At 70.2% G+C, this 20,673-nt stretch carries 18 protein-coding genes; 7 read left to right on the top strand and 11 right to left on the bottom strand.

The window, feature by feature from the left end; all coding sequences use genetic code 11:
* Together ABT063_RS08000 and ABT063_RS07995 are read right to left on the bottom strand one after the other, a co-directional pair.
* Nucleotides 1–2,190, bottom strand: a 2,190-nt coding sequence (locus tag ABT063_RS08000; RefSeq protein WP_351056339.1) for a tetratricopeptide repeat protein, incomplete at its 3' end; no start/stop codon positions are given.
* 271 nt (nucleotides 2,191–2,461) lie between these two features.
* Nucleotides 2,462–2,794, bottom strand: coding sequence for a hypothetical protein (locus ABT063_RS07995; RefSeq protein WP_351056338.1), 333 nt, complete (start codon nucleotides 2,792–2,794; stop codon nucleotides 2,462–2,464).
* Nucleotides 2,795–3,163: 369 nt separating this feature from the next.
* Here ABT063_RS07995 and ABT063_RS07990 point away from each other — a divergent pair, with 369 nt between their 5' ends.
* Genes ABT063_RS07990 through ABT063_RS07980 form a run of 3 tightly spaced genes read left to right on the top strand, consistent with a single transcriptional unit; the run spans nucleotide 3,164 to nucleotide 4,151 of the window.
* Nucleotides 3,164–3,454, top strand: coding sequence for a hypothetical protein (locus ABT063_RS07990; RefSeq protein WP_351056337.1), 291 nt, complete (start codon nucleotides 3,164–3,166; stop codon nucleotides 3,452–3,454).
* The gene (locus ABT063_RS07985; RefSeq protein WP_351056336.1) at nucleotides 3,451–3,960 is read left to right on the top strand and encodes a hypothetical protein; all 510 of its coding nucleotides are present in this window, start codon (nucleotides 3,451–3,453) and stop codon (nucleotides 3,958–3,960) included. Before ABT063_RS07990 ends, ABT063_RS07985 begins: the two co-directional genes overlap by 4 nt.
* A complete protein-coding gene (locus ABT063_RS07980) occupies nucleotides 3,957–4,151 on the top strand; it encodes a hypothetical protein (protein ID WP_351056335.1) in 195 nt (64 codons plus the stop codon). Before ABT063_RS07985 ends, ABT063_RS07980 begins: the two co-directional genes overlap by 4 nt.
* A 78-nt stretch (nucleotides 4,152–4,229) precedes the next feature.
* Here ABT063_RS07980 and ABT063_RS07975 read toward each other — a convergent pair whose 3' ends face one another.
* The 4 genes from ABT063_RS07975 to ABT063_RS07960 all read right to left on the bottom strand — a co-directional run bounded on the left by ABT063_RS07975 (nucleotide 4,230) and on the right by ABT063_RS07960 (nucleotide 10,151).
* On the bottom strand, nucleotides 4,230–4,736 hold the full coding sequence (locus ABT063_RS07975; protein WP_351056334.1) for a hypothetical protein: 507 nt from the start codon (nucleotides 4,734–4,736) through the stop codon (nucleotides 4,230–4,232).
* Nucleotides 4,737–4,738: 2 nt separating this feature from the next.
* A complete protein-coding gene (locus ABT063_RS07970; RefSeq protein ID WP_351056333.1) occupies nucleotides 4,739–6,898 on the bottom strand; it encodes a hypothetical protein in 2,160 nt (719 codons plus the stop codon).
* A 62-nt stretch (nucleotides 6,899–6,960) separates the two neighbouring features.
* Nucleotides 6,961–8,709 carry a hypothetical protein gene (locus ABT063_RS07965; RefSeq protein ID WP_351056332.1) on the bottom strand — a complete coding sequence of 583 codons (1,749 nt, stop codon included), beginning with the start codon at nucleotides 8,707–8,709 and terminating at the stop codon, nucleotides 6,961–6,963.
* Complete coding sequence (locus ABT063_RS07960; protein ID WP_351056330.1) at nucleotides 8,703–10,151, bottom strand: tyrosine-type recombinase/integrase; 1,449 nt, start codon at nucleotides 10,149–10,151, stop codon at nucleotides 8,703–8,705. The genes ABT063_RS07965 and ABT063_RS07960 overlap by 7 nt, the downstream gene beginning before the upstream one ends.
* A 148-nt stretch (nucleotides 10,152–10,299) precedes the next feature.
* On the opposite strand from ABT063_RS07960, the gene ABT063_RS07955 reads away from it, so the two are divergent.
* Together ABT063_RS07955 and ABT063_RS07950 are read left to right on the top strand one after the other, a co-directional pair.
* Nucleotides 10,300–11,082, top strand: coding sequence for a radical SAM/SPASM domain-containing protein (locus ABT063_RS07955; RefSeq protein WP_351056329.1), 783 nt, complete (start codon nucleotides 10,300–10,302; stop codon nucleotides 11,080–11,082).
* A 13-nt stretch (nucleotides 11,083–11,095) separates the two neighbouring features.
* Entirely contained in the window at nucleotides 11,096–12,229 is a 1,134-nt protein-coding gene (locus ABT063_RS07950) for a methyltransferase domain-containing protein (protein WP_351056328.1), read from the top strand.
* Nucleotides 12,230–12,333: 104 nt separating this feature from the next.
* Here the strand turns inward: ABT063_RS07950 and mmsA are convergent, their stop codons facing one another.
* Genes mmsA through iolC form a run of 5 tightly spaced genes read right to left on the bottom strand, consistent with a single transcriptional unit; the run spans nucleotide 12,334 to nucleotide 18,415 of the window.
* The gene (gene mmsA, locus ABT063_RS07945) at nucleotides 12,334–13,836 is read right to left on the bottom strand and encodes a CoA-acylating methylmalonate-semialdehyde dehydrogenase (protein ID WP_351056327.1); all 1,503 of its coding nucleotides are present in this window, start codon (nucleotides 13,834–13,836) and stop codon (nucleotides 12,334–12,336) included.
* A gap of 14 nt (nucleotides 13,837–13,850) precedes the next feature.
* The gene (gene iolD / locus ABT063_RS07940; protein WP_351056326.1) at nucleotides 13,851–15,743 is read right to left on the bottom strand and encodes a 3D-(3,5/4)-trihydroxycyclohexane-1,2-dione acylhydrolase (decyclizing); all 1,893 of its coding nucleotides are present in this window, start codon (nucleotides 15,741–15,743) and stop codon (nucleotides 13,851–13,853) included.
* On the bottom strand, nucleotides 15,740–16,555 hold the full coding sequence (gene iolB, locus ABT063_RS07935; RefSeq protein ID WP_351056325.1) for a 5-deoxy-glucuronate isomerase: 816 nt from the start codon (nucleotides 16,553–16,555) through the stop codon (nucleotides 15,740–15,742). The genes iolD and iolB overlap by 4 nt, the downstream gene beginning before the upstream one ends.
* Nucleotides 16,556–16,562: 7 nt before the next feature.
* Nucleotides 16,563–17,444 carry a Cgl0159 family (beta/alpha)8-fold protein gene (locus tag ABT063_RS07930; protein ID WP_351056324.1) on the bottom strand — a complete coding sequence of 294 codons (882 nt, stop codon included), beginning with the start codon at nucleotides 17,442–17,444 and terminating at the stop codon, nucleotides 16,563–16,565.
* A complete protein-coding gene (gene iolC / locus ABT063_RS07925) occupies nucleotides 17,441–18,415 on the bottom strand; it encodes a 5-dehydro-2-deoxygluconokinase (protein ID WP_351056323.1) in 975 nt (324 codons plus the stop codon). The genes ABT063_RS07930 and iolC overlap by 4 nt, the downstream gene beginning before the upstream one ends.
* A gap of 125 nt (nucleotides 18,416–18,540) precedes the next feature.
* Here iolC and ABT063_RS07920 point away from each other — a divergent pair, with 125 nt between their 5' ends.
* Both ABT063_RS07920 and ABT063_RS07915 read left to right on the top strand, forming a co-directional pair.
* Nucleotides 18,541–19,458, top strand: a complete 918-nt coding sequence (locus ABT063_RS07920; RefSeq protein ID WP_351056322.1) for a sugar phosphate isomerase/epimerase family protein — start codon at nucleotides 18,541–18,543, stop codon at nucleotides 19,456–19,458.
* A 187-nt stretch (nucleotides 19,459–19,645) separates the two neighbouring features.
* Nucleotides 19,646–20,587, top strand: coding sequence for a helix-turn-helix domain-containing protein (locus ABT063_RS07915; RefSeq protein WP_351056321.1), 942 nt, complete (start codon nucleotides 19,646–19,648; stop codon nucleotides 20,585–20,587).
* Nucleotides 20,588–20,673: the final 86 nt, after the last annotated feature.

Here is a 20,673-nt window from a genome sequence, read left to right as displayed (position 1 = left end):
GGCGAAGGCCTCTGCGGCTCCGGCCGTGTCTCCTGACTTCCCCTGCCAGAAGGCGAGATTGTTCCGGGTGGTCAGGGTCTCGGGATGGTCGGAACCGAACACCCGCTCATGGTCGGCCAGTAGTTCGGCGAAGGCCTCTGCGGCTCCGGCCGTGTCTCCTGACTTCCCCTGCCAGAAGGCGAGATTGTTCCGGGTGGTCAGGGTCTCGGGATGGTCGGAACCCAACGCCTGCTCTTCGTCGGCCAGTAGTTCGGCGAAGGCCTCTGCGGCTCCGGCCGCATCACCCAACTCGCCTCGCCAGAAGGCGAGACCGCCCCGAGCGGACAGAGTGTCCGGGTGATCGGGACCGAACACCCGGAGACAGTCGGCCAGTAGTTCGGCCATGGCGTCTGCGGCTCCGGCTGCGTCCCCCGCGTTCCCGCGCCACTTGGCGAGACCACCCCGGGTGGTCAAGGTGTCGGGGTGATCGGGACCCAACACCCGCAGATAATCGGGCAGCAGGTCGGTCAAGGCGTCTGCGGCTCCGGCTGCATCCCCCGACTTCCCCCTCCAATCGGCGAGATTGCCCCTGGCCATCAAGGTGTTGAGGTTATCGGGACCGAACACCCGCAGAAAGTCGGGCAGCAGTTCGGCCATGGCGTCTGCGGCTCCGGCCGCATCCCCCGATGTCCCCTGCCAGAGGGCGAGGTTGTTTCGCGCGGTCAGGGTGTTGGGGTGGTCCGGACCCAGCCGATCGCGGGTGGCGTCCACCAAGCGTCGGAAGTGGGTGATGGCAGCGGTGACCTGGCCACTTTCTCCGAGGCTTCTGCCGGCGCGGTAGAAGATGTCATGGACCTGGGGTAGCCACCACCAGAAGGTGTCCTGGGCCTGGCTGGTGAGAGCTTCAACGTTGGCACGCAGGGCGCTGGCAAGGGCGGTATCGCGCTCAACCTCGGGCCAGGCGTCGGCCAGTGCGTCGGCGGCAGCACGGGCAAGCTGGTCGCGCTGATTTGCGGGTAGGGAGTCGCGGACGGCGCGTTGGATGAGGTTATGCACGCGCACCGCCTGGTGTGCGGTGGCCGGAGTGTGATCGATCAGGCTGAGCCGGTGCAGACACCGCAGAGCGTCAGCCGATTCCTCCACACTGACCCGCTGCCTTCGTATGAGCCTTCGCCATCGTCCACTCCTACCGGTGTCCTCACTGCGGGTGCGGTGTCTGGTGAGGTAGGTCAGGGCGGGAGGTGCGGCCAAGACAGGCGCTGGGATGCCGTTGGGGTCGAGCATCGCGGCCAGTTGCAGCATGGGGCGGGCCAGGCCCGCCGGGCGTAGGCGGTCGGCGCGTTCGATGGACAGGGAATAGGCGGCGGCGACCGTGGTGGCGTGGTCGTCGGGAAGCGCGTCGGGCTCAGGCAAGACGTCCGCCAGCGTCCGGGCCCGGTCGGCCAGCAGCTGTCGGTAGGCGGCGCAGTCCAGGCCGGAGTCAACGAGATAGGCGGCGGCCTGGGCCAGGGCCAGCGGCAAATACCCGAGGTCGGCGGCCAGGGCGGTGAGCTGGCCGACCGGTTCGTGGCGATGGTGACCTGCCAGGGTGGCGGTCAGGTAGGCGGCGGCTTCGTCGGGAGTGAACAGGCCGACGGTGACCAGTCGCCGGTCGGGACCGGTCAGGGCGGCGTCCCGGCGGCGGGTGGTGACGAGAGTTCGGCCCGAGGGGTTGGTGGGGGGCCACAGGCCACGCAGGTCGGCCGGGTCGGCGAGGTCGTCCAGGACGACCAGCCACCGGCACGGCTTCGCGTCGGGTTTGGGTTCGAGCCAGGCCAGGAACGCTTTCGCGGCCTGCTCCGGGTCACCCGGGTCGGCACCAAGGACCTCGACGCCGGCCTGTGCGTACCCGGACACGGCCGCCGAGCGGGTGCTGACAGTGATCCACACCAGCACGTCCACCCCGCCGGATTTCCAGGCGGCGCGGGCGTAGTCGGCGGCGAGCTGGGTCTTGCCCACCCCGCCGGTTCCCGTCAGGACCTGGCACAGCACCGCCGTGCCCCCGTCGGCGACCGCCGCCCGCAACTGCTCGACCTCGGCCCGGTGCTGGAAGGACTGCGCCCGGGGCGGGATCAGGCCTGTCTGGTGCGGCCAGGAGGCCCGTTCCCGCGGGGCGGTCTGCTGCACCACGGTCAATTCGTTGACGTACCCGCTGATGGCGGTGCTGCCCATCCCGGAGGCGATGGCATCCCCGGTCCGGGATACCTGCACCGCCCCTCCGGTCGAAGGGCCGACGGGCTCTGGGACTGGTCCGCGGTAGCCGGTCACCGCGGTTCCGCCGTCTTGGGCATGGGCATCGCCTGTATCCGTCACAACCACCGGCTGCTCTGGCACACGGCCCTCGGCCTTGGACCTGACCTCGTCGGATTCGGGCGTGGAGCGACGCTTCCGCCACTTCATGACAGGACGGATTCCCCTCTTGTGAAACGCAGTGGGCCTGGGGTCAGCTGTAGTCAACTCCGGTGCCGGCACTGCTGCCAGGGCCCTGCGCGGTGGCGTCCCCGGTGCGCTTCGCCTCCGCCGACCCGGTTCCCGCACCGCCGGGGCGCCGCACACCGGTCTGGGCGGTGCCACCGCCGATTCCCTCGGCATTCCCGGTGTCGACGGCCACGTCTGCCGGACCCGGACCCGGGGCAGGCGGGCGTTGCAGCAGTGCCCAGACCAGGGTGGCGATGCCGGTGCCAGCCTGGACTGAGGCGCCGACCAGCTGGCCGGTATCAGGGCTGTCCAGCAGCCAGACCAACGGTGTCGACACGATGCCAGCCACTGCAGCCACGACAACCGTGATCTTCCAACGTTGCGACACGCGCAGCCCTCCCCGTCCCTCTCCGACAGCTCGTCAGGCCCTGATGTTGCGTGAGGCTTCCAACGATAGGCAAGCACGACGACGAGAAACGGGAGATTTGACCGACTATACAGTCGGCCGGCTCCGGGCCCTGACCAGCCTGGTCCGCACCGCAGGACTCGACGCCGGGACCGTTCCGGCACGCCTGCGCAGTGACCTGATGAGGGCAGTGCAGGCGGCTGAGGACCGGCTGCGTCTCTGCCTTGAGCGCGGCGCGGTCTGGTCCACCACACCTCCTCATGGAAGCTGAGGCGTGGCGCGGAACCGTCAGTGAGCTGCCGTAGCGTGGAGCGCATGGCCTTGAGCAGCGATGAACGTGACCTGTTGCAGATGATTGCCGACTCGCCCGAGCCGGTGGCGATGTCCGACTGCTTCCCCGTCCTCAACCCCGGCGAGCCCGGCATGGACGAGAACCACCCCGGCCACGAGGCGTGGACCGAGCGGCAGATCGCCTGGTACGGCGTCTCGCTGCAGTTGTGGAAGCGGAAACTGGTGCGCGTGGTGGTGCCCGCGGACGGCAGCCACAGCGATCTCGTCGAGGTCACCGACGCCGGACGCCAAGCCCTCCATGCCGCGGCGGTGCACGCGTGACGGCGACCGAGCCGCGGGCGCTGCCCGGTCCCGTCAGTGCGATCCGCCTCACCTACACCTGCGAGCAGAGCTGGTGGGACACCGGCGAGGACGAGCCGGAGATCTGGCACGTGGCCGCTGACCTCTATGACTTGGAGGGCGACAAGAGCGTCGGGCACGTCGGCGACTTCGAGTTCTACCGCGCCGACCCCTATGCCACCCGTGACCTGTTCGGCGTCCTCGACGGCTACGACGGCGACATCGGCGTGATCGCCGAGTCGATCCTTGACCCGGCCACCGGACACTTCCGCGACAGCCTGGACGAGCACGCCGAGCCGTTCGGCTCGGGCATGCTCCTGCTCAACTCCGCACAGCTGACCCGCCCGTGGCGTGGGTTCGGCGTCGGCGCGGTGCTGGCAGGCAAGGCCATCGCCCGGCTCGGGGCCGGGGCCCGCGGCGCCGCCTGCTCCCCTCACCGCTGGACCGCACCGGCCTCAAGGACGACGCCGCCCACGACCGCGCCGTGAGCGCCCTCCAATGCACCTGGTCCCGCCTGGGGTTCCGGCCGTACCGCGACCACGGCGTATATGTCCTGAACCTCGGCACCACAGCCCTGAGCGAGGCCCTGCCGCCGCTGACCGAGCGTATCGAGGCCCTGCCGCAGCCCGACCGTGAGGAGTGGGATGCGGGACTGGCACGCGGAGCATCCTGCCCCTGACGACGCCGGTTGGTCCGCCGGTGCCGCGCGGGCGGACCAACCGGTGCCGCGCGGGCGGACCAACCGGTGCCGCGCCGGTCAGCTACACGAACCGAACGGCGCCGTGCGGTCCCCGGCGCCCGGAAGACGCCGCACGTTGCCCGCCTCGCCCGCCTGGGCGACCTGGCCGCGCAGGCGGGTGATCTCCTCGTGCTGGGCGGCGAGCCGGGAGACGGCCTGGACGCGGAAGTCCTCCAGCTCGCGCAGAGCCGCCTCCCGGGCGGCGACGCGGTCCTTGAGCTGGGCGACCTCGGCCTTGAGCCGTTCGATCTGCGCGGTGCGGGGGTCGGGGACCTCCCCGGCGTCCTGCAGAGCCTTCAGGCGGCGTTCGAACTCCTCGGCCAGGTGCTGGTAGGGGCCGGGCCGTTCGGTGCCGTCACGGTTCTTCTTCGGGTAGAAGCCGGTGCGGGTCACCCCGGCCTCGGCCGCGAGGGTTTTGAGATCGCACCTGCCGCCGGGCGGCAGCTCGCCGCACAGCATCCGGTCCATCGCCGCGCGGATGGCCTGCTCGTTGCGCGCCCGGGTCTCGTCGCTGATCCTCGCCATACTCAGCTCACCTCCTCGTCTTCAGCGGTCTGCGTGGCCTGGAGGATCTCGTCCACGACCCGCTGGGCCCGCTCCACCTCGGGCTCGAGCCGCCTCTTCTCCGCCTTGGGGAAGCGCGGGTTGTCAAGGAAGACTCGGCCGCTGCCGACGGTGGACTTCCACACCGGCAGGTGGCAGGGGTGGTGGGTGGCCTGCGGGCAGCGTGCGGAGTCGCACATCCCGCCCAGCGGTTTCGTTGCGTCCGGGGTGCCCGCCAGCTTCAGGCACAGGGCCTTGTGCGGGTCGCGGAACCAGCAGTAGTTCGCGGTCTGCAGATGCAGGTGCTTGGACTGCTGCCGCAGCAGGTTCTCCAGCCGTCTCTCGGCCTCCAGCACGGCCGCGGTGCCGGGCTCGTGGTCTTTGAGCTGGGCGTCGATGTGCTCGAACGCTTTGATCAGCTCGCGGGCCCCGGGGCCTGCGGGCATGCGGCCCGCGTGGTAGTCCTCGAAGGCCTCCTTCGTGAGCGTCAGGTGGTGTTTGTCCTGTTCCCGCTCCACCTCGGCCAACAGGTTGCCCTGGGATCCGCCGGGCCGGTTCGCATAGCCCTCGGTGGTGACCACGGAGACGTGCTTGAGGTGGATCTTCGCGGCCAGCAGCCCGCCGGGGCGGTGGGCCAGCGACAGGGCGAGCGTCCGCCGCAGCATCCGTCCGTTCACCGGCCCGGCCGGGATCGCCGCCAGGCCGAGCCGCTGCCCGGCCGGACTGTTGACCCACTCCCGCAGCTTCTTGTGCAGGAAGTCCATGGGCGAGCGGGCGAAGGCCCGCTGACCTCCCTGGGCCTGGTTCAGACGGGCGGCGAGCTTCACTGCCCGCCAGGCCGGTTCCAGTACCACCCATTCCTCGGCGACGCCCCCGAACTCCTGCCCCTTGATCAGCTTGCTGCCCAACTTGAAGCGCTGGGCGCCGCCGGAGACGGTGACCGGCGGCTGTGGGGAGTCGGCGGTCATCTCGTCCAGTTCCCCGGCCCGCATGCCACTCAGGGCAGCGACCAGGACCCGGCAGGCCGCTAGCAGAACGAACTGCAGGCTCCGGACCTCGTCCCCGGTCAGCGGAAGCGTCCAGGGCACCATCAGCTGCGAGTCGTCGCTGCGGGGCACCAGTTGCGCATCCCGGCCGAACTCGCCCGCGGCTCCCACCTTGGCCGCCACCGGCTCCAGCAGCGGGCGGAATTGCTCGACCACTTGGTCGGTCATCCTCGCGTATCTGGTACCGGTCACCTTGCCGTAGAACTGCCCGACGTTGATGTGCAACAGCGGGTCGTCCGGTCTCCAGCCTCGGTTGAGGCGTCGGGTGACGTGGCGGGCGTCGAGCGACACCAGTGGCACATGCTCATGCAGGTGCCACTGCAGGGCGGCCTCCACAGCAGCCTGGTGTTTCGCTGCGAAATCCCGCGGTCTCGAGTCCGAGGTGTCAGCCCTCACGGCCAGCATGCGCTCGAACTCCTCGGCCACCAACGGCCCCAGCGTCTCCACCAGGTACAAGGCCGCGGCAACCGTGGGCTGGAACACCTCGTCAGGCACGGGCGGCGTCGAGGGGATTGCATAGGTCTGCCATCCGGCGACATCGCTGACCGTGTGCCCTGGCCAGGGCGTGAAATCGGGACGGTAGGAGCCCATCGTGAACAGCTCGCGGTAGGCGGCTAGATCTACAACCGGCCGCAGAATGGTGAGCATGGTGGCCGGCGTGATCGGTCCGGTCCCGCGCCGGTTCTTACGGGTCCGCACCGAGCGGATGTCCCGGTAGACGTCGCAGTGCTCCTGCATCACCTCGTTCAGTGAGGACATGCCCTGTTCGGTCACGAAGTTCATCCAACGTACGAGCTGGACCGTGAAGTTGAATGCCGATTCCGGCCTGTACGGTTCGCGCCGGGCGTCCGGCAGGGCCAGCACACGTTCGTGATCCGGCACGACCAGCGCGAAGATGTACTCCTTGGCGGTCAGTCGCATCGCGGGATTGATAATCCCGGTGAAGTCCAGGCGCTTGACGTTGGACCGCACCCCCTTGGGGAACTTCACCCCCGTCAGGGGCCACAAGTCCTCGTCGAACAACGGGTGAGGGCCGTCCGGCAGCATGTCCCAGCCCGCTTCAGCGCACACGTTCATGCCCGCGAATGGGGACTTCATGGCCCACTCGCGGGGGATCGGACCAGCGGGGCTCTCAACGACCAGGGAACGGGCAGGGCGGGTCACTGGGTTCCTTCCTCGGGCCGCAGCGGCAGCTCGGCATCGACGTCCGCCACCTCACCGGCGGCCGCCTCGAGTTGGCGGGAGTCGAAGCGGGGCAGAATGTCGTGGTCCAGGCGGTCGGCGTACGGGCCGAACACCGCGAGGAACTGCTGCACGGTCATCTGCCGTGACTGACGGGCGAAGTAGGCCTTCAGCCGCAGCAGATTGGGCGCGTGCCGGGGAGTGAAGACCGCCAGCGGGCACAGCAGGCATACCCACGGCCGGGCCGGACAGGGCTTGCCCGCCGGGCCGTGCAGTCCGGCCAGCTGGTTGGTGCACGCGGCAGTGAACACGTCCATCTCGCCGCCCAAGAGCTCGGCCATGGCCTCGGCATCCAGGCCCAGGCGGCGGGCCTGTTCGGGCTGCTGGGTCACGAACTCGGCTGCCTCGTCGTCATCGAGGACGATCGACGGCCGGCTCCTGCGCAGAATGTCGGCCTGGGCGTCCTCGATGATGGACCCGATCGCTTCGGCCTGGGCGGGCGTCGTGGTCGAAACGTAGTGACTGCCCTCTACCGCGGCGGTGTGGTTGGGGTCGATCTTTGTGCGCCCGGTCCATCCCCGACGCGCCAGCACGTTGTGATATGTCGTCCGGATCCGCGCCGAGTGCAGCAGCAGCGGCGTCCCCGCGTCCGTCCGCAGTTGCAGGTCTCGGGCCAGCTGGCGCCGCGCTGTGTTTCCGCTCTTGGGGGCCATGCGGGTGGACAGCACTGCCAACTGAGAAGTCCCGTGCGCCTCTCGGCCATTGTCGCCGTTCAGGAAGATGAACAAGTCCCCGGCCACGGACTCCGACGCGAACCGTCGCAGCGGCTCCGACATCTCCAGCCAGCGTTCCAGCAGACGTACCGCCCGCGCGGGAAGATTCACCGACTCCGGCCCCCGCCGCCCCTTGACGTAGTCCATCAGTACCGTGCGATTCCCAGTCCAGGTGAAGTCGTCCACCCCCAGATCACGGATCCCGTCCGGGACGACACCGCTGTAGACGCCGAACAGGAGACGCATCGCCACCACCACGTCCACCTTCGGATACATGGCATTCCGCACGGCCCGGAACTGGCCGCCGATCCCGTCGCGGAAGTAGTCCACGGTCAGACCCAGAACCCTGGTGGCGTCCCTGACCTTCAGCGGCCCATGCTCGCGCACCAGCCACGCGAAGTTCTGCCGGTTCCGGCCGAGGTCGGAGCTGTCAGGGCCCAGTGCCGCCAGGTCAAGGACCTCGCGCTGTCGGGCCATGACCTGCTGTAGATAGTCCCGCAGCCCGGCCTCGATCTGCCGCCACTCGCCGTCGGTGTACGGCTTCAGAGGCTTGCTTCGAGGTGGGCTCTTGACGGCCTTCCCCTCCAGGTGAACCCGAATACCCGCGTCCACGCGGTCCCCGCAGCCGGCCAGCAGGCGGCGGGTGTGGAAGACGCGCCTGCCACCGACGGACATCCAGTACGACAGGACGTGGCTCGTGCGCAGATCCGACAGGCGCCCGTGAAAGCCCATCGCAGCCAGCTCCGCGACCATCCGGCGGATCGTCGATGTGTACGCCATCGCGCTCTGAAGTGCGGTGATGCGGCCCAGCGGGTGCACCATCTGAACGAGGCCGTAGGCGAGGTCCTCCGCCAGCCTTTCGTTAGCCGTGGCGCTCAGGTTCCCCGTCCAGGCAGTGCCGTTGGGGAACGTGAACTCGATGCGCAGCGGGGCGTGCTCGACCCGGGTCACCATGTGGCATCCTCCTCGTCGTCGAACTCGGCGTCCGCCTCGGCGGCGGCTTGGCCGCTGTTCCTGCCCGCCTCGTCGTAGAGCTCGCGGTAGATCCGCTGCACGTCCAAGCGCTGGATGTAAATTTCCGTAGTGGTCACGCTGGAATGCCCGAGCAAATCCCGCAGCACCATAAGAGGGTCTGCCTTCGTCAGGTACAGCGAGAGCGCGGCGTCCTCACTTGCGTCTGCCACCAGGGCAGCCGCCCGCTGATAGTGGCCCTTGACCAGCTTCTCCAGAGTCGCCATCGCAAACGTGTGACGCAGGACGTGGGGGCCGACCGTCGGGAACCGTGGCTCGAAGTCCCGCCGGATGCGCTCAGAGGTCCGGCGGAAGACGGTCGCCCAGTCGGTGAACGGGGTTCCGTCCGACTGCACCGCGATGATCGCGGGTGTGCCCTCCGGCGTTACCAGCCGCAGCCGCTCGTTCAAGGTCAGCTTGCGCCAGGAGACCCGGCGGCCGTTCACCTTCCCGCCCTCCCAGTCCGGCTCGGTGATCACCAACGGCTCGCCCAGGCGCGGCTCGGGACGGTATCGGCGGCCCTCCGTCAGGATCGCGCGGTCCAGCTCGATGTACTGGTGCGTGTCGGCCAGGGGGGCGTAACTGGCCCACGTTTCCCGGGGTTTCTTGCCCTTGGTGATCTGCGCGGACAGCGGGAACCGGACCGGAACCGCGCTGCTGCGGGCCGGGAGGGCAGGCAGTTCGTACGTCAGCAAGTGCGTCAACTCCTGGGCTCGCAGGCCGCTTGATGCCACGAGCGACCCCATGGCGGCGTTGCGCCCCAGGTGACGGCCGCGGAACGAGTCCGGCTCGCCGTCCGGGCGCAGGCCTGCCACTGCCCGGAGGAACAGCTCAAGGAAGTCGCTCTCCAGATACTTCACCGTGACGTGCGGCTTCGCCCGCCGCACCGTGGCCGTGTTCCGTCGCGCGAGCTGCACGCCGGCCTCGGTGTACCGCCGGACCATCTGGTACGTGAACGGCACGGCGGGGCAGAGGCCCTCATCATCAGCCCACGCGTAGAAGCGGGCCACGGTGTTGATGTTCTGATCCCACGTGCCCTCGTCCCAGCGGGCCTCCAGCGGCCCCGCGAACCGGTACTCCGAGAACGCACTCAGAGCGTCCCGCAAAGGCTGCCGCTCCCCGAGCGGATCCACGCCGATCCTGGCCAGGAACTCCAGCCAGCAGCGCAGAGCCTGCGCGTAGTTCTTCCAAGTCCTCTTAGACCGCGCCCCGTTGAGAGGGAGATCGCGCAACCAGCGGTTGGCTGCCACCGTGGGCCGGGGTACGCCGTCGTCCTCGAAGGCCAAGTCCTCGTCGATCAAGACCGGCATGCCTTCGGGGATCAGCGGCTGACGCCCAAGCCCCCAGCTCTCCCAGCCCGTTCGGCTGTAGAAGATCAGATGCATGCCGTGAACGGTATGATTGAGACTCAAGAGAGTGCAAGAGACTTTCGCAATCTCCTGATCTTGGGCTACCTCAAAGAGACACAAGAACTAAGCAAGGACTACGTCGCACTGCTACGCCCAGGCCGGGCCGACGAAGGACCACGGCACCATGACCGCCGAGGACTGGCGGCGCGTCATCGACGAGGCCGCGGAGCTCGGCGTGAAAACGGTGCAGTTCATCGGCGGCGAGCCCACCATGCACCCGGAGTTCACGGAGCTCGTCGAGCACGCCCTGAGCGCCGGCTTGCGGGTCCAGGTGTTCAGCAACTTGTACCGGGTGCGCGCGGAGCACTGGGAGCTGTTCTCTCACCCGCAGGTGACCCTGGGCACGTCGTACTACTCCGACGACCCCGACGAGCACGACCAGATCACCGGCCGGAAAGGCTCCCACGACTCCACCCGCGCCAACATCATCGAGGCCGTACGCCGCGGCATTCACGTGAAGGTCGGCATCATCCACATGCGCGAGGGGCAGCGCTCCGAGGAGGCCCGCGCCGAGATGGCCACGTTGGGGGTGGCCCGGGTGCACGTCGACCGTGTGCGCGGCGTCGGCAACGCCGCGACGACACAGATCCCGTCCACGTCCCAGCTGTGCGGGCGGTGCGCGGACGGTAAAGCCGCGATCCTGCCCGACGGGAAGGTTGCCCCCTGCGTGCTGGGCCGGTTCCTGCCCGCCGGTGACGTCAAGGCCGGGTCGCTGGCGGAGGTGTTCGCCGGGCAGCAGTGGGCGCAGATCGCCGCGAGCATCCCGCGGGTGCGCCGTCGCGGATGCACGCCGGACGAAGACTCCTGCATGCCCTCGCCCGGCAAGGCCCACAGCTGCAACCCTGATCAGGACGGCTCCGACTGTTCCCCCGCCGAGACCCCGGCCTGTGAGCCGGCGTACGACTAGGAGGCGCACCCGGATGGATTGGGAGGCGCACGCGCGGCGCCTGGCGGCCGACGTGGTCCGGCCTGAGTCGCGCTGGTACGAACCGCTCGCCACCACGCCGCGGCACGTGTTCGTGCCCCGCTGGTGGGCGCGCGGCGATCAGGGGTGGGAGCTGCGCGACGGCCTGGCCGATCCCGAAGCGTGGATGCAAACGGCCTACGCGGACCGGACGCTCGTGACCCGCATCGGCTCCGCGCACGCCGACCACGCCGAGCCCGCCGCCACGATCGCAGCGGGGAAACCCACGTCGTCGTCGACGCTGCCGGGCCTGGTGGTGACCATGTATCGGCACGCGGTGATCGCCGACGATTCCCGAGTGTTGGTGACGACCGGCACCGGCTACGGCACCGCGCTGCTCTGCCGGCGGCTCGGCGACGAGCGGGTGACGAGCGTGGACGTAGACCCGCACCTGGTCGAGGTCGCGGGTGAACGGCTCGACTTCATCGGGCTGCACCCGCACATGGCCGTGGTCGACATCACCGGGGATCTGCCGGGTGAGTACGACCGGATCGTGTCCACGGTGTCCGTACGACCCGTGCCGGCCTCGTGGTTGGCCGCCCTGCGGCCTGGCGGACGGCTCGTGACCACCCTCGCCGGAACCGGGCTGATCGTCACCGCGGACAAGACCGAGGACGGCGGCGCCGTGGGCCGCGTCGAGCCCGACGCGGCCGGGTTCATGCGTACCCGCCACGGCGACGACTACGAGCGGCCAACGGATGAGCTGTGGGAGCAGGTGAAGCGGGCTGGCGGTGAGCACGTGAGTACCAGCCGGTATCCGCTGCTGTACGTGCCGGACTCGTGGGAGGTGATGTCGATGCTCGAACTCCTCGTGCCCGGCATCGACCACCGGACCGCGGTCGACGGCGACGAACGAACCGTGTGGATGCTGCACCCTGACGGCTCCTGGGCCCGCGCCACCGCGGCCGGGTTCCTCGACTCCCCGACGGTGCACCAGGGCGGCCCCCGCCGCCTATGGGATGAGCTGGAGCGGATCCGTCACCGGCTCAACCGCGAGGGCGGATTGCCGGTGTACGGGGCGCGGGTCCGGATCACCCCGGACGGCACTCTCGCCCTCTCGCGCGGAGGGTGGTCGGTGACCGTGGACTGACCGCCGGGACTCCCGCGGGCCCCGCCAAGCGACCCTGGAGCGCTACAGCCGTCCCCCGAAGTGAAGTCGTCCGCGCGGACGACTTCACTCACTGGGACCGACCGTCAGTGGTTGCGCGGGAAGCCCAGGTCCACGCCGGAGGGGGCGTCGGCCGGGTCCGGCCAGCGGGTGGTGACGACCTTGCCGCGGGTGTAGAAGTGCGTGCCGTCGTTGCCGTAGATGTGGTGGTCGCCGAAGAGGGAGTCCTTCCAGCCGCCGAAGCTGTGGTAGCCGACGGGGACGGGGATCGGGACGTTCACGCCGACCATGCCGGCCTCGATCTCCAGCTGGAAGCGGCGGGCCGCGCCGCCGTCCCGGGTGAAGATCGCGGTGCCGTTGCCGAAGGGGGACGCATTGATCAGCGCCACGCCCTCGTCGTACGTGTCGACGCGCAGGACGCACAGGACCGGGCCGAAGATCTCGTCTTGATAGGCCTTCGCCGACGTGGGCACCTTGTCGAGGAGCGAGATGCCGAGCCAGTGGCCGTCCTCGAAGCCCTCGACGGTGTAGCCGGTGCCGTCCAGCACCACCTCCGCGCCCTCGGCCGCCGCGCCCTCCACGTACGACGCCACCTTGTCGCGGTGGACGGCAGTGATCAGCGGGCCCATCTCGGACGTCGGGTCGTTGCCGGGGCCGATCTTGATCTTCTCGGCGCGCTCGCGGATCTTCTCCACCAGCTCGTCGCCGATCGCGCCGACCGCGACCACGGCCGAGATGGCCATGCAGCGCTCGCCGGCGGAGCCGTACGCCGCCGAGACGGCCGCGTCGGCCGCCGCGTCGAGGTCGGCGTCCGGCAGGACCAGCATGTGGTTCTTGGCGCCGCCCAGGGCCTGGACGCGCTTGTGGTTCGCGGAGGCGGTGGTGTGGATGTAGCGGGCGATCGGGGTCGAGCCGACGAAGGAGACGGCCTTGACGTCCGGGTGCTCAAGGAGACGGTCCACCGCCACCTTGTCGCCGTGGACGACGTTGAAGACGCCGTCCGGCAGCCCGGCTTCCGCGAGGAGCTCGGCGATCTTGAGAGACGCGGACGGGTCCTTCTCCGACGGCTTCAGCACGAACGTGTTGCCGCACGCGATGGCCATCGGGAACATCCACATCGGCACCATCGCCGGGAAGTTGAACGGCGTGATGCCGGCCACGACGCCGAGGGGCTGACGGATCGACGAAACGTCCACCCGGCTGGCGACCTGCGTCGACAGCTCGCCCTTCAGCTGCACGTTGATGCCGCAGGCCAGGTCGACGATCTCCAGGCCGCGCGCGACCTCGCCCAGGGCGTCGCTGTGCACCTTGCCGTGCTCGGCGGTGATCAGCTCGGCGATGGCGTCACGGTTGGCGTCGAGCAGGGCGCGGAAGCGGAACAGGATCTCCGTGCGCTTGGCCAGCGAGGACTGGCCCCAGGTGGCGAACGCGTCCTTGGCGGCGGCGACCGCGGCGTCGACCTCGTCGACGGTGGCGAACGCGACCTTCGTGGTGACCGCGCCGGTCGCCGGGTCGGTGACCGGCCCGTACGTACCCGACGCGCCTTCGACGGTCTTGCCGCCGATCCAGTGGTTGACGATCTTCGTCATGACCGAGTGCTCCTTCACAGATGGCGGCGTCGGGTAGAGACGTGCCGTTCGTACAGCTCACGGGCCTTGACCGCGGACGCGCGGGTCGCGGTTTCGGCCACAGGTACATCCCACCAGGCCTGCGCCGGAGGCGGGCCCGACACTGTGTCTGCGGTTTCGGTCTCCACGTAGACACATGTGGGAGTGTCCGCGGCCCGCGCCTCGGCGAGGGCGGTGCGGAGGTCTCGTACGGTCTTCGCGCGCAGCACGCGCATACCGAGGCTGGCCGCGTTGGCGGCGAGGTCCAGCGGGAGCGGCGCCCCCGTGTACGTACCGTCGTCGGACGGGAAGCGGTATGCGGTGCCGAAGCGTTCACCGCCGGTTTCTTCCGACAGGCCGCCGATGGACGCGTACCCGTGGTTCTGCACGAGCAGGATCTTGATCGCGATCCCCTCCTGCACGGCCGTGACGATCTCCGTCGGCATCATCAGGTACGTGCCGTCGCCGACCAGCGCCCAGACGTTGCGCTCGGGAGCGGCCATCTTCACGCCGATCGCGGCCGGGATCTCGTAGCCCATGCAGGAGTAGCCGTACTCCAGGTGGTACTGGTCCCGGGAGCGCGCCCGCCACAGCTTGTGCAGGTCGCCGGGGAGCGAACCGGCCGCGTTGATGATCACGTCGGACTCGTCGACGAGGGCGTCCAGGGCGCCGAGGACCTGCGACTGCGTCGGCCGTATGTCCGGCTCGTCGGCCTCGTAGCAGGCGTCGACGCGCTGTTCCCAGCGCTCCTTGTCCAGGGTGTACTCGTCGACGTACGTGTCCGTGACCCGGTGCGCGTGCATCCCCAGGGACTGCGTCAGCTCCGCCAGGCCGCGGCCGGCGTCCGCCACCAGTGGCAGTCCCGCGAGCTTGTGGCCGTCGTACGGGGCGATGTTGAGGTTGAGGAAGCGGACGCCGTCACCCGTGAACAGCGTGCCGGAGGCGGTCGTGAAGTCGGTGTACCGCGTGCCCACGCCGATCACCAGGTCGGCCTGGCGGGCGAGCTCGTTGGCGGTGGCCGTGCCGGTGTGGCCGACGCCGCCGACGTCCTGGGGGTGGTCGTGGCGCAGGGAGCCCTTGCCGGCCTGGGTGGAGGCGACCGGGATGCCGGTGGCCTCGGCGAACTCGGCGAGGATCTCCTCGGCGCGGCTGTGGTGGACGCCGCCGCCGGCGATCAGCAGCGGGCGCCGGGCCGCCCGGATCGCCCGTACGGCCTCGGCGAGTTCGGTCGGGTCGGCGCCCGGGCGCCGTACGACCCAGGTGCGCTCGGCGAAGAACTCCTCCGGCCAGTCGTACGCCTCGGCCTGCACGTCCTGCGGGAGGGCGAGGGTCACCGCGCCCGTCTCCACCGGGTCGGTGAGCACCCGCATGGCTTGCAGGGCGGCCGGGATCAGGGCCTCCGGGCGGGTGATCCGGTCGAAGTACCTCGACACCGGTCGCAGGCTGTCGTTGACGGACACATCGCCCGCGTACGGCACTTCCAGCTGCTGGAGGACCGGGTCGGCGACGCGGGTGGCGAAGATGTCGCCCGGGAGGAGCAGGACCGGGAGGTGGTTGATGGTCGCGAGGGCGGCGCCCGTGACCAGGTTGGTGGCGCCCGGGCCGATGGAGGTCGTCACCGCGTGGGTGGAGAGGCGGTTGGACTGGCGGGCGTAGCCGACGGCCGCGTGCACCATGGACTGCTCGTTGCGGCCCTGGTGGTACGGCATGTCGGCGGCGTACTCGATCAGCGCCTGGCCGAGCCCGGCGACGTTCCCGTGGCCGAAGATGCCCCAGGTCGCACCGATCAGCCGCTGCCGTACGCCGTCCCGCTCCGAGTACTGGGCGGACAGGAAGCGGACGAGCGCCTGCGCGACCGTGAGCCTCGTCGTCGAGGTCGTCGGAGTCATCTGTACCCCTCCGTGTGGTCCGGGTGGAAGCAGATCCGCCACTCCCGAGTCTCCCCCGGACCGGCCATCACGTTCAGGTAGTACATGTCGTGGCCGGGCTGGGCGATCGACGGGCCGTGCCATCCGTCGGGGACGAGGACGGCGTCGCCGGATCGGACCTCCGCGAGGACGTCCGATCCGCCCTCACGCGAAGGGGACACGCGCTGATAGCCGAAACCGTTCGGGCCGTCGATCTCGAAGTAGTAGATCTCCTCCAGTTCCGCCTCCTCGCCCGGCCGGTGCTCGTCGTGCTTGTGCGGCGGGTACGAGGACCAGTTGCCGCCGGGCGTGATCACCTCCACCGCGATCAGCTTGTCGCAGTCGAAGGCGTCGGCCGAGGCGAAGTTGCGGACGTGGCGCGTGCAGGTGCCGCTGCCGCGCTGTTCCACGGGGACCTCCGGCGCGGGGCCGTAGCGGGCGGGGAGTCGTCGCTCGCACTTCGCTCCTGCCAAAGCAAAGCGGCCTCCCGCGCCGGAGGCGATCTGTGCCCGGGCGTCGCGGGGCACGTACGCGAAGTCGGTGACTCCGCTGAACACGCTTTCGCGGCCCGAGAGTTGGAACTCTTCGCCCTCTGCTTGCACGGTACATCCGCCTTGCAGCGGGAGGACGATCCACTCGCTGTCCCCGGTGGTGAAGGTGTGCGTGCCACCAGGCTCCAGCTCGACGATCCGCAGGCCGCTGTGGGTCCAGCCGGCCCGCTTGGGGTCGATGTCGACGGCGTACTGGGCGTTGCTCGTGGCGCCCTTCGCGATGTAGAGGTCGTTGCTCGTCATGCGGCCCTCACAGCAGTCCTACGGCGGTGTCCACGGCGGCGGCCACGTCGCCGTCCGCCGGGTACAGCAGCGAACGGCCGACCACCAGTCCCCGGACGGTGGGGAGTTGCAGGGCGCCGCGCCACTTCTCGTAGGCGCCGTCCTGATCGTCGCCGACCTCGCCGCCGAGGAGGACGGCGGGCAGCGTGGAGGTCGCCATGACCTCGGCCATGTCGTCGGGGTTCTCGGTGACCGGCACCTTCAGCCAGGTGTAGGCCGACGTGCCGCCGAGGCCCGAGGAGATGGCGATCGACTTGGTGACGGCGTCGGCGGAGAGGTCGTTGCGGAGCTTGCCGTCGTCGGTGCGGCGGCTGATGAACGGCTCGACGAATATGGGGAGTCGGCGGGCGGCCATGTCGTCGATGGCGCGGGCCGTGGACTCCAGGGTGGTGAGGGAGCCCGGGTCGTCGTAGTCGATCCGCAGCAGCAGCTTGCCCGCGTCGAAGCCGAGGCGCTCGATGTCCTCGGGGCGGTGGCCAGTGAAGCGGTCGTCGAGCTCGAAGCTGGCGCCCTGGAGGCCGCCGCGGTTCATCGAGCCCAGGACGACCTTGCCGTCGAGGGCACCGAGGAGGAGCAGGTCGTCGAGGATGTCGGCGGTGGCGAGGACGCCGTCCACGCCGGGGCGGGACAGGGCCAGGCAGAGGCGTTCGAGCAGGTCGGCGCGGTTGGCCATGGCGAACTTGCGGTCGCCGACACCGAGGGCACCGCGGGCGGGGTGGTCGGCCGCGACGATCATCAGGCGGCCGTCGTCATTGAGGAGCGGCCGGCGGGGGCGACGGGCGGCGGCCTCCGCGACGGCCTCGGGGTGGAGGGTGCGGGTGCGGACGAGATCCGCGATGTCGATGGTCACCGTACGGCCCCTGCCGCGAGTGCCGCTTCCACTTCGTCCGGGGTCGGCATCGCGGACGAGCACTCCAGGCGGGAGGCGACGATGGCGCCGGCCGCGTTGGCGTGCCGCATGATCTTCTCCAGGTCCCAGCCGCCCAGGAGACCGTGGCACAGGGAGCCGCCGAAGGCGTCGCCGGCGCCGAGGCCGTTGAGGACGTTCACCGGGAGCGGAGGGACCTCGGCCGACTCACCCTTGTTGTTGACGGCGAGGACGCCCTTGGGGCCCTGCTTGACGACGGCGAGTTCGACGCCGGCGTCCAGGAGCGCGCGGGCGGCGGCGTGCGGCTCGCGCACTCCGGTGGCGACCTCCACCTCGTCGAGGTTGCCGACGGCGACGGTGGTGTGCTTCAGGGCCTCGGTGTAGAAGGGGCGGGCCGCGTCGGGCCCGCGGCGGGAGCCGCTGCTGTCACCGCTCCAGAACATGGGCCGCCAGTCGAGGTCGAAGACCGTCGTGCCGGCCTTGGCGCGATGGGCCAGGGCCGCGAGGGTCGCCGTACGGCTGGGCTCCTCGCTCAGGCCGGTGCCGGTCACCCAGAAGACGCGGGCCTCACGGATGGCGTCCAGGTCGAGCTCGTGGGCGTCGATCTCCAGGTCGGGCGCCTTGGGCTGCCGGTAGAAGTACAGCGGGAAGTCGTCCGGCGGGAAGACCTCGCAGAAGGTGACCGGGGTGGGCAGTCCGGGGACCGGGGTGACCCAGCGGTCGTCGACGCCGAAGTCGCGCAGGGCCTCGTGGAGGTACTCGCCGAACGGGTCGTCGCCGGTGCGTGTGATCACCGCGGTCCGCCGTCCCAGGCGGGCCGCGGCGACCGCCACGTTCGTGGCCGAACCGCCGAGGAACTTGCCGAAGGACGACACCTGCGGCAGCGGGACGCCCGTCTGCAGCGGATAGAGGTCCACTCCGATCCGCCCCATGGTGATCACGTCGTACGCCATCGAGTTCCCTTCGTATCGGCTCTCCACGGCTTTGTAGCCCCGCACAGGGAGCCCTGTCAATGTTTTGTCCAGACATTCGGACCAGGCCTTGACACCCCTGGCTCGGGAACCGCACGCTGGCGGCCATGACGTCGTTGTCACCTCAGCCCTCACTGTCCCGCATCCGGATCGGATCGGCCCCCGACTCCTGGGGCGTCTGGTTCCCGGACGATCCTCAGCAGGTCCCCTGGCAGCGCTTCCTCGACGAGGTCGCCGCCTCCGGCTACGAGTGGATCGAGCTGGGGCCGTACGGGTACCTGCCGACCGATCCCGCCGTCCTCGCCGAGGAGACCGCGCAACGTGGCCTGAAGGTGTCGGCGGGCACGGTCTTCACCGGCCTGCACCACGGCGAGGCGGTGTGGGAGAAGACCTGGGCGCACGTCGCGGACAACGCGGTCCTCGCCCAGGCGATGGGCGCGTCCCACCTGGTGGTCATCCCGTCCTTCTGGCGGGACGACAAGACCGGTGACGTCCTCGAACCGGACACGCTCACGCCCGAGCAGTGGCGGAATCTCACTTCCCTGACCGAGCGCCTCGGCAAGGAGGTACGGGAGCGGTACGGCCTGCGGATCGTCGTCCACCCGCACGCCGACACCCACATCGACAGCGAGGAGAACGTCGTCCGCTTCCTCGACGGGACGGACTCGTCGGTGGTGTCGCTGTGCCTGGACACGGGGCACTACGCCTACTGCGGCGGCGACAGCGTCAAGCTGATCGAGACCTACGGCGAGCGGATCGGGTACCTGCACCTGAAGCAGGTGGACCCGGAGATCCTGGCGGAGGTGCGGGCGAACGAGGTCCCGTTCGGACCGGCGGTCGCCCGCGGCGTGATGTGCGAGCCGCCCGCCGGGGTGCCCGCGCTGGGGCCCGTCCTGGAGGCGGCGCAGAAGCTGGACGTCGACCTGTTCGCGATCGTCGAGCAGGACATGTACCCGTGCGAGCCGGACACTCCGTTGCCCATTGCTCGGCGGACGCGGGCGTTCCTCAGGTCGTGCGGGGCGTAGCCCTCCGGGGGTGGGCGGGGCGCCTATTGGGGTGCCGGGTGCTGTGAGTGTGCGGGTGCGGCATGTGTGTGTCTTGTCGCGCCCACGCGGCGGAGCCGCACATTGACACCGTCCCGCGCCCCTGGCGGCACTACGTCGGCCGTAGCACCATGGGTGCCCTCTCTGGAGGCGGGCGCGGGAGGGGCGGATGGCTGCGGGCGTGGTGCAGGTGCGGTCCGGGCAGGGGGCCGGTGGCTCTTGGGAGTTCGCTGTCGCCCCGCCCCATCCTCGGCTGCGGCCCGGCGTGTTGAGCTACCGCGGGATCCGGCTGGCCATGGACCGGCCGCGCCGCCGGCTGGAGGCGCCCATCGGCGCGGCGACCCTGTTGCTGGGCTTCGAGCAGCCCGTCCGCATCTCGCGCGCCGGCCGCCCCACGGACACGCTCGTGTCGGTGTACTGCGGGCCCACGACCACCCCGGCCGTCGGTGAGCACGGCGGACGGCTGTCCGGCATCGAGGTACTGCTCACCCCCTGGGCCGCGTTCACCCTCTTCGGCACCCCGCAGTACGAACTCGCCGACCGCACCGTCGACCCCGACCAGCTGCCGCACGCCCTGGCCTCGCGCCGGGCGGGCGACCGGCGGCGCAGCGTCCGCGAACTGTCCGCCGCGCTGGCCTCGCTGCCGACGTGGGAGGACCGTTTCGGGCTGCTCGACGACGTGTTCGCGCGCTGGCGGGAGGTCGGCACGCCGAGTTCGGCCCGGGTGGTGCGGGCCTGGTCGGAGCTGGTGCGCATGGGCGGCGCGATGCCGGTACGACGGCTCGCCGACGAGGTCGGCTGGAGCGTACGGCACCTGGAGAACCGCTTCCGGGAGCAGATCGGGCTCGGCCCGAAGGCCGCGGCGCGGGTGCTGCGGCTGCAACGGGCCCGGCGGCTGCTGGCGGCGGGGCGGGGACAGGCGGAGACGGCCGCGGTCTGCGGCTTCTACGACCAGGCGCATCTGAGCGGTGAGTTCAAGGCGATGACGGGGTGTACGCCCCGGGAGTTCATGGTGGCCCGGCAGGGGCCGGTCGAGGCCGGTGCGCCGGCCGGCGACCGGATGAGCGGGGAGGCGACGAGCCTCGTCCTCGCGCCGCCCGGACGGACGTAGAACGTGACGCAGAACGTGGTGCGGACCAACGTGGTGCGGACCCAGTGCGGACCGTAGTGCGGATTTCTCCAAGACCGGCGGGGTAC

The organism is Streptomyces sp. NPDC002838 (assembly GCF_040295365.1).
Lineage (GTDB): Bacteria > Actinomycetota > Actinomycetes > Streptomycetales > Streptomycetaceae > Streptomyces.
This window is presented reverse-complemented; position numbering and strand designations above follow the sequence as displayed.

What these genes read in the sequence shown, in the direction of transcription:
- ABT063_RS07975 (WP_351056334.1), bottom strand. Translation starts at nt 4,736, where the DNA reads ATGGCGAGGATCAGCGACGAGACCCGGGCGCGCAACGAGCAGGCCATC.
- ABT063_RS07970 (WP_351056333.1), bottom strand. Translation starts at nt 6,898, where the DNA reads ATGAAGTCCCCATTCGCGGGCATGAACGTGTGCGCTGAAGCGGGCTGG.
- ABT063_RS07965 (WP_351056332.1), bottom strand. Translation starts at nt 8,709, where the DNA reads ATGGTGACCCGGGTCGAGCACGCCCCGCTGCGCATCGAGTTCACGTTC.
- ABT063_RS07960 (WP_351056330.1), bottom strand. Translation starts at nt 10,151, where the DNA reads ATGCATCTGATCTTCTACAGCCGAACGGGCTGGGAGAGCTGGGGGCTT.
- ABT063_RS07955 (WP_351056329.1), top strand. Translation starts at nt 10,300, where the DNA reads ATGACCGCCGAGGACTGGCGGCGCGTCATCGACGAGGCCGCGGAGCTC.
- ABT063_RS07950 (WP_351056328.1), top strand. Translation starts at nt 11,096, where the DNA reads ATGGATTGGGAGGCGCACGCGCGGCGCCTGGCGGCCGACGTGGTCCGG.
- mmsA (WP_351056327.1), bottom strand. Translation starts at nt 13,836, where the DNA reads ATGACGAAGATCGTCAACCACTGGATCGGCGGCAAGACCGTCGAAGGC.
- iolD (WP_351056326.1), bottom strand. Translation starts at nt 15,743, where the DNA reads ATGACTCCGACGACCTCGACGACGAGGCTCACGGTCGCGCAGGCGCTC.
- iolB (WP_351056325.1), bottom strand. Translation starts at nt 16,555, where the DNA reads ATGACGAGCAACGACCTCTACATCGCGAAGGGCGCCACGAGCAACGCC.
- iolC (WP_351056323.1), bottom strand. Translation starts at nt 18,415, where the DNA reads ATGGCGTACGACGTGATCACCATGGGGCGGATCGGAGTGGACCTCTAT.
- ABT063_RS07920 (WP_351056322.1), top strand. Translation starts at nt 18,541, where the DNA reads ATGACGTCGTTGTCACCTCAGCCCTCACTGTCCCGCATCCGGATCGGA.
- ABT063_RS07915 (WP_351056321.1), top strand. Translation starts at nt 19,646, where the DNA reads ATGGCTGCGGGCGTGGTGCAGGTGCGGTCCGGGCAGGGGGCCGGTGGC.